Raw genomic sequence first — 14059 nt, forward strand, 5'->3', positions numbered from 1 at the left:
CGGAGCCTGTCAGAAAGGTGGAGTCGTGTCCACTGTCCTCGGGCTCATCGGCGTGGGGCGCATCGGCGCCATGCACGCCGCCAATCTGGTCGCCGTACGGGACGGCGACGACGAGCACCCACCGGTTGACCTCGACATCGCCCTGGCCGACGTGGCCGTGGACCGGGCGCAGGCCCTGGCAGAGGCGCTCGGCGTCCGGGCGGCCGATTCGGTGGACGAATTGTTCGACGAGCGACCGGACGGTGTGCTGATCGCCGTCGGGACCGCGCAGCACGCCCCGCTGCTCCTTCGCGCGTTGGAGGCGGGGATCCCGGTGTTCTGCGAGAAACCCGTGGCCTCGAGCGTGGCGGAGGCCCTACCGGTCCTGGAGGCCGCTGAACGTACGGGAGTCCCGGTGCACATCGGGCACCAACGCCGTCTGGACCCCGGACATCTGGAGGCCCGGCGTGCCTTCCTGGCCGGGGAACTCGGCTGGCTGCACACGTTTCGCGCCATCACGGCCGACCAGGCCCCACCGCCGGTGGCCTTCCTGGCGACCTCCGGTGGCCTGTTCCGGGACTGCTCGGTTCACGACTTCGACACCCTGCGCTGGATCACCGGACGGGAGATCGTGGAGGTGGATGCACGCGGCTCCAACAACGGCGATCCCGAGATCGGCCGGGTGGGCGACGTGGACACCGCCGTTGCCCTGGTCACCTTCGACGACGGGGTGGTGGGCACCGTGTCCGCCACCCGCTACAACGGGGCGGGACACGACGTCCGTCTGGAGTTGCAGGGCTCTGCCGGGACCGTCCAGGTCGGCCTGGACGAGCACTACGCGGGCCGCTCTGCCGAACCCGGGGTCACGTTCCCGACCGGCACCCCGTGGTTGACCTTCCACGAACGATTCGCGGAGGCCTACGTGGCCGAAATGCGCGCTTTCGTGGAGATGGTGCACGGCGAGCGCGAGTCCCCGTGCACTCCCGCGGACTCCGTGGCCGCGTCCAAGGTGGCCGATGCCGCCCAGGAATCCCTGATCACCGGAACCCCGGTCCGCGTGGACCTGGCCTGAGGAAGGAGCACACCATGCACCTCGGGCTCTACACAGCACCGCTTCACGACCGTTCCCTGCCGGAAGCCTTGGAGGTCGTGGCCGGTCTGGGGCTGAACGCGGTCGAATTGAACACCGGAGGGTTCCTGCCACCCGTGCACGTCCCGGTTGACGAGATCGACGCCGAGCCTGCCACAGCTCAGCGGTACCTGGAAACCTTCAAGGGCACCGGGGTGAGCCTGCAGGGCCTGAACTGCAACGGCAATCCCCTGCACCCCGATCCGAACTTCGGTGCGGTGCACGCGGAGGACCTGCGCCGCAGCATCCGCGTGGCGGGGGCCTTGGGCCAGACCCGCGTGGTGACCATGTCCGGTCTACCCGCGGGCGAGGACGGCGGGAGGATCGCCCCCTGGGTGGTCAACGCCTGGTCCTCCGGGCATCTGGACGTCATCGAACGTCAGTGGGAGGTCGCGGTGCCCTTCTGGCAGGAGATCGACCAGCTGGCCGGGGAACACGGGGTCAAGGTGGCGCTGGAGCTGCACCCGCAGAACGTGGTCTTCAACCCGCCGTCGTTCCTGGAACTGATCGAACGCACGGGTGCCACCAACATCGGTGTGGAGCTGGATGCAAGCCACCTGTTCTGGCAGCAAATGGACCCGGTGCAGGTGGTTCGGCGCCTGGGCGCACACGTGGTGCACGCCGCCGCCAAGGACGTGCGCATCAACCCGGAGGCGGCGTGGTGCGGTGTCCTGGACAACTCGTTCCGCCGCCTGTCACCGGAGGAAAACCGCGTCAACCTGGGCGGTGACGAATACGTCAACGAATGGCCGAAGGACTCCGCCTGGGACTTCGTGGCCCTGGGCCGCGGACACGACGCCACCTACTGGGCCGAGTTCATCACGGCTCTTCACGAGGTGGACCCGGACATGGCTCTGCACATCGAGCACGAGGACACGTCGCTGGGCCCGGTGGAGGGTGTGTCGGAGGCCGCGGGAGTTCTGTTGGAGGCGGCCAGGATCGCCGGAGTCCGCTGAGATCCGGCAAGCACGTGACCGGGCGTGTGGTCGGCCGTGTGGTCGCCGAACCGCCCGGTCACGGGCGTGCTCAGGTGAGCAGTTCGTCGTCGATGTAACCGCCGTTGGCCACCCTGGAACCGAAGTAGGCCAACGCGAACGAGGACGCGAGCAGCAACAGGAGCGGAACGGTCCAGCTGCCGGTCCACCCGTGGATCAGGCCGATCAGCAACGGCCCGGCGCCGGCCATGAGATACCCGGCGGGTTGGATGAAGCCAGAGACCCGCGCTGTGACGGCGGGATCGCGGGTTCGGGCCGTGATCAACGCCAAGGCGGTGGGGAAGGCCAACGACCCCAGGCCCAGTAGGAGTGCCCACAGGAGCGGAACGGTGGCGGGCGCCAGGAGCAGTCCCCCGTAGCCCAGGACCATGCACGCGCCCATGCCGATGATCCATCCGGCCAGATGTCGGGAGTTGGAGACCATCCAGGACGTGGCGAAGCCACCGGGAACACCCAGGAAGGCAATCATTCCCACCAGGACCGACGCCGTGCCCAGGCTCAGCCCCGCGTCCCGATAGATCTGGGACATCCACCCGAACTGGATGTAGGCGTTCGTGGACTGCAGTCCGAAGAACAGTGCCAGGGCCACCGCCGTACGCGATCGCCACACGGGCCGACCGTGTGCGGCAACCTGCGCGGATTCCTGTGACGTGGCGGCACCGGGACCGGCCGCGGGGCGGGCCGATGCGACCCGGCCCAGTCGGCCTGCCGAACGAGCCATGAGCACGCCCCACACGACGGCGGCCATCAGGGAGAACAGTCCCCAAGTTGCCAGCGCGGGCTGCCATCCACCGGTGGCCGCCAAGAGCAGTCCGGCCACCAACAGCGGAGCGGCACCGCCCACGGCCAATCCGGTGGAGTAGATCCCCGCCAGGAACGCCGGTTTGTCCCGCCCGAAGATCCGGATGACCGCGGGCACCAGGACGTTGCCAACGGCCATGCCGATCAAGGCCAGGGCGCTGAGGAGCACGAACAGTCCGGCCGACCCGACGTACGGGCGCGCCAACAGGCAGGCTGCGGTCAACAGGAGGCCGGTCCCGATGGTCGCACCCACGCCCAGGCGTCGGGACAGCGGGACGGCGGCCACACCTCCCAGGGCGAACATGAAGCCGGGAAGCGCTGTGACCAGGCCCGCCGTGCCGCTGGAAAGACCGAGCCCGGTGCTGATCTCGGCGAGCACGGGGCCCACCGAGGTCGCACCGGGCCTCAGGGTCATGGCCGCGGCCAGGATCGCGACGGCAACAAGGGTCATCGCGGGGCCACGGGAAGATCTCATTGAGCGATCGTAACCTCACGCCCCTGGTCGGTCGCGGACTGCGCGATGGCCGCGATGAGGCGCATGTTGTGCACCCCGTCGTCGAAGGTCGCGTTGCGCGGCCAGGACTCCGCTTCGGGCAGGCCCGCGACCTCCTCCAGGAAGGCGCGCGCCTGGAACACGAATCCGTCGTTCTGACCGAAGCCGATCCCGGGAGCGGCCATGGGGAACCCCTCCCCCACGTACGGGTGCCCGGGGCCCAGGATCACGGTGCGGAATCCGTTGCGGTGCTCCGACTCCCCGTCCGGTTCGCGGACCATGAGCTGGATCTCGGCGGGGCGTTCCTGGTCCCAGACCGCGGCCCCGTGTTCGCAGGTGACCTCCAGCCGAAGACCGTTCGGGTGACCCGCCGAGACCCTGGATGCCTCGAAGATCCCGTCTGCTTCGCCGAACCGCGCGGTCCAGCCCGCCCAGTCGTCGTTGGTCACCGGCTCGGTCTCCTCGGAGACCTCCACCCGACCGTGGCCCACGGTGGAGCCCAGGGGCAGGGGCCGGTCCTTGACCACGGTCCGGAAGCGTGCCCCGGAGACCGCTTGCGTGGGACCGGCCAGGAACTCGGCGGCGTACAGGAGGTGACTCCCGACGTCGGCCAGCGCGCCGGAGCCAGGCTCCCCACGGAACCGCCAGGTCATGGGCACCGTGGGAGAGCACGCGTAATCGGCCAGGTAGCGGCCGTACAGGTGCACCACGGGTCCAAGAGTTCCGTCCTGGACCAGGTCCCGCAGCGTCGCCAGGCCCGGGGCCCGGCGGAAGGTGAAACCGATCCTGATGACCGAGTCCGCACTGCGGGCGACCTCGGCCATGGCCTGAGCGTCCTCGAGGGTGTCACTCAACGGTTTCTCGCACAGCACGTGCTTTCCGGCCGCGGCCAGTTCCTCCACGATCTGCCGGTGGAGGTGATTGGCGACGACGACGGAGACCACGTCCACGTCCTCGGCGTCCTTCAGTGCACGCCAGTCGGTCTCCACGCGTTCGTAGCCGTAGCGTCCGGCGGTCTGTTGAGCCAGGGGCTCTGCGATGTCCGCGATCGCCACGAGCTTGACCGGGACGGAGAACGGCGACCGGGTGGTGGTGGCCGCGCGCCATGCCGCGGCGTGGGCCGCCCCGGCCATGCCGGCGCCGATCACGGCGATCCCCAAGGGACGGTCGGGTCCGTAACTGGTGGTGTCCATCATCCGTACTCCCTTCCTACAGGTGCCTGAGCTTGCTGCAGACACTTCGGCTTGCTGCAGCAACCTCAGGTCAGTTGGTGGATTCCGCTTTCTTGCGGACCTGGAAGATCGCACCGGTGGTGACGTCCTCCTCGACCTTCTCCAGGGTCCGTCCGCGGGTCTCGGGGAGGAACTTGAACATGACCAGGACGGCGATGGCGTTGACCGCGGCGAAGCCGAAGAACGTACCGGTCAGGCTGAAGGCGTCCACGATGTTCAGGAAGAAGCGGGACAGCGCTGCGTTGGTGATCCACATGCAGAACACCGAGATGCCCATTCCCACGGCCCGCATGTGCAGCGGGAAGATCTCGCTGAGCAGCACCCAGGTGGCCACGTTCAGGAAGGTCTGCATGGAGCCGACGAACGCCACGATCAGGATCAGCAGGACGTACGGGCGAATGGCCGCGCCTTCCGGAATCGCCAGGGAGGAGATACCGATCAGCAGGTGACAGACGGCGGTGAGCGTGTAGCCGGTGATCACCGTGGTGCGGCGGTTGATCTTCTCCATCATCCACAGGGCGATGAAGGCGCCGACCACGCCGATGATGCCGGGCGCGATGTTGGCGATCAGCGCACCCTGGCGACCGAATCCGGCTTCGCCCAGGACGATCGTCCCGTAGTACATGATCGAGTTGATGCCGGTGAGCTGCTGGAACACCGCAAGCGCGATGCCGATGAGCAGGATGCGCAGCAGCCACTTGTTCTTCAGGACGCTGGAGATTCCGGTCTCGTGTGCCTTCTGCTCCTGGTTGACCAGGGCCCGGACTTCAGCGAGTTCGGCTTCGGCACGGTCCTCCGAGCGGATGGTCTTCAGCACGGCCAGGGCCTCGTCGTAACGACCCTTGGACATGAGCCACCGGGGTGATTCCGGCATGCGCAGCATGCCGACGAACAGCGCGACGGCGGGGATCGCGGCCATGGCCAGCATGATGCGCCACACCCCGTCCACGTGTCCCAGGATGCTGCCCAGGATCGCGTTCATCACGAAGGCGGCAAGCTGACCGACCACGATCATGAGCTCGTTGCGCCCCGACAGGGAACCGCGGATCTCGTACGGGGCCAGTTCGGCCAGGAACACGGGGACCACGGTCGAGGCGCCGCCCACGGCCAGGCCGAGCAGGACACGTCCGACAAGCAGGACCCCCAGACCGGGAGCGATCACGCACAGCATGGCGCCCACGAAGAACAGGATCGAGAGCAGGATAATGGTCCGGCGTCGGCCCCAACCGTCCGAGAGCCGCCCGATGGTGGCCGCGCCGATCGCCGCGCCGACCAGCAGGGAGCTGGTCACCAGGCCTTCGTTGTCGATCGTCAGCCCGAGTTCCTCGGACATGGGCTCGAGCGCACCGTTGATCACGCCCGTGTCGTAACCGAACAGCAGGCCACCCAAGGTGGCCACCAGGGCCACCAGACCGAGTCGCTTGCTGTGCGGTCCGTCGGTCAGGGGTGGCAACGGTACTTTGCTGGCTTTCTCCGCCGTGCCGCTCATGGTGACTCCTTCGTCAAGGGATGCGGACTCCAGTTCCGCGGGGAGGGTGAATGGGGTGCACGGTGCCCCGACGGGCGTTCGTGCGGGTGGCGGGTCCGACGTCGTCGTCGGTGCGAATCCCGCGAAGTGCAGAAGCAATCCTGGTACACCCGGGAGGGTGTCAGGACCGCGCCTTCTGCACGCGCTGCGTCATCTGCTCGAGCTGGTAGCGCGAGACCTCATGAGCATTCTCGTTCTCCGCGAAGACGCTCGTGACCATCACGGACTCCTCGCGGTCGTAGAAGCCGTTCCGGTGGAGTTCACCGAAGAACGCGTCCCAGTCGACGTCGCCGTCGCCGATCTTGAGGTGCTGGTGGACCCTCGCGGGGGTGCCGGGAGGGTTGGTGATGTAGCGCAGGCCGTTGGACCGGTGGTGGTCCATGGTGTCTGCGACGTGCACCACCCGCAGACGGTCACCCACCGCGTCCAGGATCTCCGGCATGGGGTCCTCCAGGTGGAACGTGTGAGGAGCCACGTACACGAACCCCAGGTTCGGGGAGTTCACGCCGCGGACCACCCGCCACCCCGCCAGTCCCTGTTCCACGAAGTCGTCCGGGTGGGGATCGATCGAGACGTTGATGCCCTCGGACTCGATGATGGGCACCAGCTCCTCCATGGAACGGTAGAAGGCCCGCTCGGACTCCTCGGCCAGTTCGGGGCGACCCGAGAACTCGGTGTTCATCTGCTGAACGCCCAGGTCGACGGTGATCTGGATGGCCCGCTTCCAGTACCGGACGGCGGCCTCACGCGCGTCCGGGTCCGGTGAGGACCAGCGCAGGACGGGCAGCACGGAGGCCACCCCCACGCCCGCGGACTCGCATTCCTTCCGGAACCGTGCCACCAGGTCGTCGTCGGCCTTGGGGTGGTTGAAGAAGGGAATGAAGTCGGCATGCGGGGTCAACTGCAGCCATTCGAAGCCGAGCTCCGCGGCCAGGCGCGGGAACTCGAGCAGGGAATGGGTGTGGTGGAACGGGGTGGGATCCAAGGCGATCTTCACGGCGGGTCCTCTCTGTCCTGGGCGTGTTGCTGGGCTGGCCTGAGGGGCCCGTCAGCGGTAGAGCGCGGGTCGTTCGGCCAACTGGACGGGTTCGATGGCACCGGATTCCTGGGAGGCCACACCGGCGGCGCAGCACGCCGCGGTCGCGTATCCGTCCCAGGCGCTCGGTCCGGCGGGTTCACCCGTGAGCACGGAGTCCACCCACTCCTGGACCTCGAGGTCGTAGGCGTCCTTGAATCGCGTCTCGAAGCTGGCGTCGATGGGCCGTCCCTTGGTCCGGTCCGCGGTGAGTTCCAGCGCTGCGGCACCGGACACGGAGGCCACACCGCGTTCGAACGAGGCCTGGGTGTCCACCTGGTAGCCGAGCTGGGCGCACACGAAGATCTCGACGTCGGCCAGGACACCGGAGGCGGTCTCGATCATGACCCGCTGCGGATCGTTCAATCCCTCCGGCGCCAGCGAGGTCGACTTCCCGCGTCGGACCTGCACGGACACGATCTCCTCACCGGTCAGGAAGCGCACGGCGTCGAATTCGTGGACCACGGAGTCGTGGATGATCATCTGGTTGGTGAACCCCGGAGGGACGTCTGCGTTGCGGTGCTGGTGGTGCAGAAGCAACAGCTCTCCCTGGTCCCCGCCGGCAATCAGCTCGCGGAGGGCCCGGTAACCGGCGTCGTAGCGGCGCATGAATCCCACCTGGATCAAGCGGCGCCCCGCCGCAGCCTCTGCCTCCACCACGCGCAATGCTGACTCTGGGTCCGGCGTCAGCGGCTTTTCGCACAGGACGGGGATGCCGCGTTCGATCAGGGGCAGCAGGGCCTCTTCGTGCAGGAACCCGGGGGTGGCCAGGATGACCGCGTCCACACCGGCCGCCAATGCGTCCTCGATCGTGGTGTAGGCGGAGGCACCGTCGATGTGCGCCACTGCCGCCTGTGCACGGGCCTCGTCGACGTCGACGACGGCGGTGACCTCCGCGCGTCGAGTCACGGTGTGCAGACGTTCGATGTGATCGGCGCCCATGCGTCCGGCGCCGACGACGGCCACACGAAGCGAGGTGGTTGGGTTGGAAGTCACGTCACTGTCTCCAGTTCTCTTGGCGTTCCGTCGCGCTACTGTGCGTACACGGAAGCCGTGGTGGATCCGCCCGGATCCGTGTGATGGGTGCCACAGTAGGGACACCCATCACACTTTGTCCAGACATTCTGACTATGTTGCTGAGTGGGTTGCCCAAGCCGGGCGGCCTCAACTTGGTGGTTGCTCGCTCAGTCGTTGGTGGACGGGAAGTTCATGGAGGCGCCCGAGTGGTCGTTGGCCTCGGGCCAGCGCTGGGTCACCGCCTTGCCGCGGGTGTAGAAGCGCACTCCGTCGGGGCCGTACATGTGGTGCTCGCCGAACAACGAGTCCTTCCACCCGCCGAAGGAGTGCCAGGCCACGGGAACGGGAACCGGAACGTTGATGCCGATCATGCCGACGGTCACCTTGCGCTGGAACGTGCGGGCAGCGTTGCCGGATCCGGTGAAGATCGCGGTGCCGTTGCCGTAGGGGTTGGAGTTGATCAGTTCGATGGCTTCGTCCAGGGAGCCGACCCGGACCACGGCCAGGACCGGTCCGAAGATCTCCTCCGTGTAGGCGCTCATCTCCAGGCCGACCTGATCCAGGAGCGTGGGCCCCACGAAATAGCCGTTCTCGTGCCCCTCGACCACCAGGTCGCGTCCGTCGACCACCACGGCCGCACCCGCCTGCTCCGCCTCACCCACGATGCGCTTGACCCGCTCCTGGGCCGCGGCGGTGATCACCGGGCCCATCTCCGAGTCCTCGTGCGTACCGTTGCCGACCTTGATGGCGTGGGCACGTTCCTTGACCTTTTCGACGACGGCGTCCGCGGCGTCACCGACCGCCACGGCCACGGAGATCGCCATGCACCGCTCGCCGGCGGACCCGTAGGCCGCGGCGGAGAGGTGGTCGGCAGCAAGGTCCATGTCCGCGTCGGGCATGACGACGGCGTGGTTCTTGGCCCCGCCGAGCGCCTGGACGCGCTTGCCGTGGGCCACCCCGGTCTCGTAGACGTACTTGGCGATCGGGGTGGAGCCCACGAAGGAGACTCCGTCCACCAAGGAGTGGGTCAGCAGGCCGTCGACCATCTCCTTGTCACCGTGCAGGACCTGGAACACGCCGTCCGGCAGCCCTGCCTGCTTCCAGTAGTCGGCGATCAGCATCGATGCGGAGGGGTCACGCTCGGAAGGCTTGAGGATGAACGCGTTGCCGGTGGCGATCGCCATGGGGCTCATCCACAGCGGGATCATGGCGGGGAAGTTGAACGGGGTGATCCCCGCGATCACGCCCAACGGCTGGCGGAAGGAGAACACGTCGAACCCCGTGGAAACCTGGTCCGAGTACTCGCCCTTGAGCAGCTGCGGCATCCCGCAGGCGTATTCCACGACTTCCAGGCCACGGGCCACCTCTCCTGCGGCGTCCGAGACCACCTTGCCGTGTTCGGCCGTGATGGCCTCCGCGATCGTGTTCACGTTGGCAGCGATCAGCTCACGGAACTTGAACAGCACGGCCATGCGCTTGGCCATGGACATCTCGCCCCAGCTGTCGGCGGCGGCACGTGCCGCTGTTACGGCCGCTTCGAGTTCCTGGGCGGAACCCAGGTGCAGCGTCGCCGAGACCTCGCCCGTGGCCGGGTTGTAGACGTCCTGGGTGCGTTCTCCCGATCCACGGGTCAGCGAGCCGTTGATCCAGTGTTCGATGTGCTTCTCGGTCATGTCGTGATCCTTTCGGTGCGTACTCGGTGACTCCGGTTGCGGGTGGCTCCGTACCGGCGTCACGGTCCAAGTCGATGGAGTTCTGGGTGGTGGGGTTCGGGCAGGTGGGGTTCTGGCAGGTGGAGTTCTGGGCAGTGCGGTCCCGGGTAGTGGGGTTCAGGCGGATGCGGCGGGTCACCCGACGTGGGGGCGTTGCCTGGCCTTGTGCTCCGCGTAGGTCCGGTAGGCCTCCTGCGTGGATTCGAGCTCGGACACAGGGGTCACGGGCACGTCCCACCAGGATTCGGAGCTGGGCGCGTCCGCGTAGAGGTCCGATTCGACGTACACGACCACCGGGCCCGATCCCTCGGGTCGTGCCTTGGCCTCGGCCACGGCCTGCCCCAGCCGGTCGATCACGTCGGGGCCCTGCTCCACCCGGATGACATGGGCCCCCAGGGACTCGGCGTTGGTGGCCAGATCGATCGGGAGGGTTTCGGCGTCGTCGAAGGTGTGCGCCTCCTGGTCCAGGTAGCGGTACTTGGTGCCGAAACGCTGCGACCCCAGGGATTCGGAGAGGGCCCCGATCGAGGCGTAGCCGTGGTTCTGGATCAGCACGGTGATGAGCTTGAGACCCTCGGCCACCGCCGTGACCAACTCCGTGTGCATCATCAGGTAGGAGCCGTCACCGACCATCACGACGACGTCTCGCGGACGGCTCACCCCTGCACCCGTGGCGTTCGCGGCCGCTGCGTCCGGCCCGATACCCGCTTCGGCGAGCGCCGCACGCTTGATGCCAAGGCCACCGGCGATCTCGTAGCCCATGCAGGAGTAGGCGTACTCGACGTGGTAGCCCCAGGGGTCCTTGACGCGCCACATCTTGTGAAGGTCACCGGGTAAGGATCCGGCAGCGCAGATCAGGACGTCCTGGTCGTCCATGGCCGCGTTGACGGCGCCGATGATCTCGTTCTGCGCCGGCAGCGGCTGCAGCCGGGTGGTGAAGGCCTGGTCGACGATCCCGTCCCAGCGGACCTTCTCCCGGGCCACGATCTCGGCGATGCCCTCCGGCACCCGCCACCCTTCCAGGGCCTGCGTCAGTGCCACCAGGGCCTTGCCCGCGTCGGCTACCAGGGGCACGGAGGCGCTCATCTTGAAGGCGTCGAACGATGCGACGTTGATGTTGACGAACGTGACGCCGGGGTGCTGGAAAGCGGTCCGGGAGGCGGTGGTGAAGTCCTCGTAGCGGGTTCCGATGCCGATGATCAGGTCCGCTTCGGCCACGTAGGCATTGGAGGCCGTGGACCCCGTGGAACCGACGGCGCCCAGGCACAGTTCGTGATCCCAGTCCAGGACACCCACGCCGGCCTGGGTGTAGGCCACCGGGATGCCCGTCGCTTCGGCGAACGTCCGCAGCTTGTCGTGCGCGAACGCATAGTGCACGCCACCTCCCGCGATGATCACGGGCCGCTGGGCACCGCGAATCGCCTGGACGGCCTCGCGCAGCTCCTCGGCCTCCGGCTCCGGGCGACGGATGCGCCACTGCCGGGGTGTCAGGAACTCCTCGGGAACCTCGATCCGCTCGGCCTGCACGTCCTGCGGCAGGGCGATCGTGACGGCGCCGGTCTCCACGGGGTCCGTCAACACGCGCATGGCGTTGAGCAGCGCGGAGAAGGTCTGTTCGGGGCGCCAGACGCGGTCGAAGTAGCGGCTCACGGGCCGGAAGACGTCGTTGACCGTGACGTCGTACGCATCCGGGCGTTCGAGTTGCTGGAGCACGGGGTCCGGGACCCGCGTGGCGAACACGTCGGAGGGCAGCAACAGCGCCGGCAGACGGTTGGTCGTGGCCAGTGCCGCGCCGGTCACCATGTTGGAGGAGCCCGGGCCGATGGAAGCGGTCACGGCGTAGGTCTGGCGTCGCCGGGAGTGGCGCGCGTAGCCGACGGCCTGGTGGACCATGCCCTGCTCATTGCGCCCCTGGTAGTAGGGCATGAGTCCGGGGGCGTGGACCTGGGCCTGTTTGAGCGCCTGTCCCACACCGGCCACGTTCCCGTGGCCGAAGATCCCGAAAGTCCCGGGGACGGTGCGCACCTCCGTGCGGACGCCGTCGATGGTGTCCACGGTCCATTGGTTGCCCAGGAACTCTACGACCGCCTGGGCCACAGACATCTCGCGGGTGCTCATCGTGCGATCTCACTTCCATCCGTTGCGGGTGTCTGGTTCTCCCCGTGCCCGTTGAGCAGGGAGGCTGCGGCGGCCACTGCCGCTGCGACGTCGTTGTCCTGCGGGTAGAGCAGGGTCCTGCCGACGGTGAGGCCTTGGACGCCGGGCAGCGCCAGCGCCTCCCGCCAGGTCTCGAAGACTTCGTCGGGGCTGCCCGAGGGGTCTCCACCGAGCAGCACGGTGGGCAGGGTGGTCGAGGCCATGACCCGCTGCATGTCGGGAACCACGGGCAGCTTCATCCAGGTGCGCGCGGAGCTGGCCCCGAGGCCTTGGGCGATCGCCACGGAGCGGATGACGGCATCCGCGGACAGGTCGTTGGAGACCCGAGGGCCGTGAGGGTCGGTGTGGACGCGGGAGATGAACGGTTCGACCATGGCGATCAACCCGTGCGCGTGCAGGTCGTCCACCGCGTGCGCGGTGTTCTCCAGCACCGAGGTGGTGTTGGGGTCCTCGAAGCAGATGCGGGTGAGCATCTTTCCGCCGTCGGCACCGAGCGCGTCCAGGACTGCCGCGGTGTGACCGGTGAACCGGTCGTCGATCTCGTTGACCAGTCCGGGCAACCCGGCGCGGTTCATGGAACCGAACACCAGTTTCCCGTCCAGGGCCCCCAGCAGGAGCAGGTCGTCCAGGATGTCAGGGGAGCCCAGCACACCGTCCACGCGGGGGTCCGCCAGGGCGATCTGCAGGCGGTCCAGCAGGTCCAGTCGATCGGCCATGGCCTGGGGCTGGTCCCCCACCCCCAGGGAACCTCGGGCCGGATGGTCGGCGGCGATCACGAAGTTCTGTCGACCGTAGGTCGGCCCGGGGTGACGACGACGATTGGCGGCCGCCCGTGCGACGGCGTCGGGATCCTCCAGACGCATCCTGGTGAGGGATTCGTAGCGCCGGGGATCCGTGTTCAGCGGTTGATACGGCATGGCTGCTCCTAGGCGTTACGGGTCCGGGCGGTCTGGCCGGGGACGTCGCGGCCTCGTTCACGCAGCAACTCAAGGGCTTCCTGCGTGGTGGGCATGTCCTCGGAACAGGCCAACCGGGAAGCGACGATCGCGCCACAGGCGTTGGCGAAGTCCAGGGTCTGTTCCAGCGGCCAGCCGGCCAGGAGTCCGTGGCAGAAGGCTCCGCCGAAGGAGTCGCCCGCACCCAGCCCGTTGACGGTCTCCACGGGCAGTGGTGCCGACACCACGCGCTCCTCGGGCGTGGCCGCCATGACGCCCTGCGAACCGAGCTTGACCACGGCGATCTGCACGCCCGCCTCCAGCAGCCGGTCGGCTTGCGCGTCAGGGCTGCCGTGCCCCACGGCCACTGCGCATTCGGTCTCGTTCCCGATGGCGACCGTGACGTACGGCAGGATCCTGGCGACCTCTTCCCGTGCGTGTTCCTCCGAGTCCCAGAACATCGGGCGGTGGTCCAGGTCCAGGATCGTGTGCTGGCCGGGCGCCAGGGATTCACGCGGCCGGGCCTCGTGGGCTGCGATCTGCGCCGATCGGCTGGGCTCCTGCGCCAGCCCCGTGACCGTGGACCAGAACAGCGTGGCGTCACGGATTCCCGCCAGGTCCAGCTCCCCGGGCTCGATGGCCCAGTCGGGCGCGGTGGGGGTGCGGCCGTAGAAGTACAGCGGGAAGTCCTCGGGCGGACGGATGGCGCAGAAGGTCACGGGCGTCTGCAGGCCTTCGACGGCGGTGGCCCACCGGGGGTCCACGCCGTAACGCTCGAGTTCGGATCGCAGGTAGTCCCCGAAGGGGTCCGGCCCGGTCCGGGTGATCACTGCGGTGTTCCGGCCGTGCCGGGCCGCGGCAACGGCAACGTTGGTGGGTGAACCGCCCAGGTACTTTCCGAACGTCTGGACGTCCTCGAGTCCGACGCCGATGTCCTGCGGGTACACGTCCACACTGATGCGGCCCATGGTGACGAGATCGTGGGTCATGGTCTTGCGCCTCTCCT

Annotated in this window: 11 protein-coding genes; 2 read left to right on the top strand and 9 right to left on the bottom strand. The window is 68.1% G+C overall.

What is annotated here, in order from left to right:
* Positions 1 to 25: 25 nt before the first annotated feature.
* Both EDL96_RS01410 and EDL96_RS01415 read left to right on the top strand, forming a co-directional pair.
* Positions 26 to 1051 (top strand): Gfo/Idh/MocA family protein, encoded by a 1026-nt coding sequence (locus tag EDL96_RS01410; protein ID WP_123823650.1) that lies wholly within the window; start codon positions 26 to 28, stop codon positions 1049 to 1051.
* A 14-nt stretch (positions 1052 to 1065) separates the two neighbouring features.
* On the top strand, positions 1066 to 2064 hold the full coding sequence (locus EDL96_RS01415) for a sugar phosphate isomerase/epimerase family protein (RefSeq protein WP_123823651.1): 999 nt from the start codon (positions 1066 to 1068) through the stop codon (positions 2062 to 2064).
* A gap of 70 nt (positions 2065 to 2134) precedes the next feature.
* On the opposite strand, the gene EDL96_RS01420 is transcribed toward EDL96_RS01415, so the two are convergent.
* The 9 genes from EDL96_RS01420 to iolC all read right to left on the bottom strand — a co-directional run bounded on the left by EDL96_RS01420 (position 2135) and on the right by iolC (position 14042).
* Positions 2135 to 3379, bottom strand: a complete 1245-nt coding sequence (locus tag EDL96_RS01420) for an MFS transporter (RefSeq protein ID WP_123823652.1) — start codon at positions 3377 to 3379, stop codon at positions 2135 to 2137.
* On the bottom strand, positions 3376 to 4590 hold the full coding sequence (locus EDL96_RS01425; RefSeq protein ID WP_123823653.1) for a Gfo/Idh/MocA family protein: 1215 nt from the start codon (positions 4588 to 4590) through the stop codon (positions 3376 to 3378). The genes EDL96_RS01420 and EDL96_RS01425 overlap by 4 nt, the downstream gene beginning before the upstream one ends.
* Before the next feature lie 70 nt (positions 4591 to 4660).
* Positions 4661 to 6118: a sugar porter family MFS transporter gene (locus tag EDL96_RS01430; protein WP_123823654.1), complete on the bottom strand. Its 1458-nt coding sequence runs from the start codon at positions 6116 to 6118 to the stop codon at positions 4661 to 4663.
* A gap of 160 nt (positions 6119 to 6278) precedes the next feature.
* A complete protein-coding gene (locus EDL96_RS01435) occupies positions 6279 to 7154 on the bottom strand; it encodes a sugar phosphate isomerase/epimerase family protein (RefSeq protein WP_123823655.1) in 876 nt (291 codons plus the stop codon).
* Between the two features lie 51 nt (positions 7155 to 7205).
* Complete coding sequence (locus EDL96_RS01440) at positions 7206 to 8228, bottom strand: Gfo/Idh/MocA family protein (RefSeq protein ID WP_123823656.1); 1023 nt, start codon at positions 8226 to 8228, stop codon at positions 7206 to 7208.
* 188 nt (positions 8229 to 8416) lie between these two features.
* The gene (locus EDL96_RS01445) at positions 8417 to 9922 is read right to left on the bottom strand and encodes a CoA-acylating methylmalonate-semialdehyde dehydrogenase (RefSeq protein ID WP_123823657.1); all 1506 of its coding nucleotides are present in this window, start codon (positions 9920 to 9922) and stop codon (positions 8417 to 8419) included.
* Positions 9923 to 10096: 174 nt separating this feature from the next.
* Positions 10097 to 12079, bottom strand: a complete 1983-nt coding sequence (locus tag EDL96_RS01450; RefSeq protein ID WP_233568590.1) for a 3D-(3,5/4)-trihydroxycyclohexane-1,2-dione acylhydrolase (decyclizing) — start codon at positions 12077 to 12079, stop codon at positions 10097 to 10099.
* On the bottom strand, positions 12076 to 13035 hold the full coding sequence (locus EDL96_RS01455) for a Cgl0159 family (beta/alpha)8-fold protein (protein ID WP_123823658.1): 960 nt from the start codon (positions 13033 to 13035) through the stop codon (positions 12076 to 12078). Before EDL96_RS01455 ends, EDL96_RS01450 begins: the two co-directional genes overlap by 4 nt.
* 8 nt (positions 13036 to 13043) lie before the next feature.
* Positions 13044 to 14042, bottom strand: a complete 999-nt coding sequence (gene iolC, locus EDL96_RS01460; RefSeq protein WP_123823659.1) for a 5-dehydro-2-deoxygluconokinase — start codon at positions 14040 to 14042, stop codon at positions 13044 to 13046.
* Positions 14043 to 14059 lie beyond the last annotated feature (17 nt).

Origin of the sequence: Kocuria soli, assembly GCF_003797835.1 — a bacterium.
GTDB classification, from domain to species: domain Bacteria; phylum Actinomycetota; class Actinomycetes; order Actinomycetales; family Micrococcaceae; genus Kocuria; species Kocuria soli.

What these genes read in the sequence shown, in the direction of transcription:
- EDL96_RS01415 (WP_123823651.1), top strand. Translation starts at nt 1,066, where the DNA reads ATGCACCTCGGGCTCTACACAGCACCGCTTCACGACCGTTCCCTGCCG.
- EDL96_RS01420 (WP_123823652.1), bottom strand. Translation starts at nt 3,379, where the DNA reads ATGAGATCTTCCCGTGGCCCCGCGATGACCCTTGTTGCCGTCGCGATC.
- EDL96_RS01425 (WP_123823653.1), bottom strand. Translation starts at nt 4,590, where the DNA reads ATGGACACCACCAGTTACGGACCCGACCGTCCCTTGGGGATCGCCGTG.
- EDL96_RS01430 (WP_123823654.1), bottom strand. Translation starts at nt 6,118, where the DNA reads ATGAGCGGCACGGCGGAGAAAGCCAGCAAAGTACCGTTGCCACCCCTG.
- EDL96_RS01445 (WP_123823657.1), bottom strand. Translation starts at nt 9,922, where the DNA reads ATGACCGAGAAGCACATCGAACACTGGATCAACGGCTCGCTGACCCGT.
- EDL96_RS01450 (WP_233568590.1), bottom strand. Translation starts at nt 12,079, where the DNA reads ATGAGCACCCGCGAGATGTCTGTGGCCCAGGCGGTCGTAGAGTTCCTG.
- EDL96_RS01455 (WP_123823658.1), bottom strand. Translation starts at nt 13,035, where the DNA reads ATGCCGTATCAACCGCTGAACACGGATCCCCGGCGCTACGAATCCCTC.
- iolC (WP_123823659.1), bottom strand. Translation starts at nt 14,042, where the DNA reads ATGACCCACGATCTCGTCACCATGGGCCGCATCAGTGTGGACGTGTAC.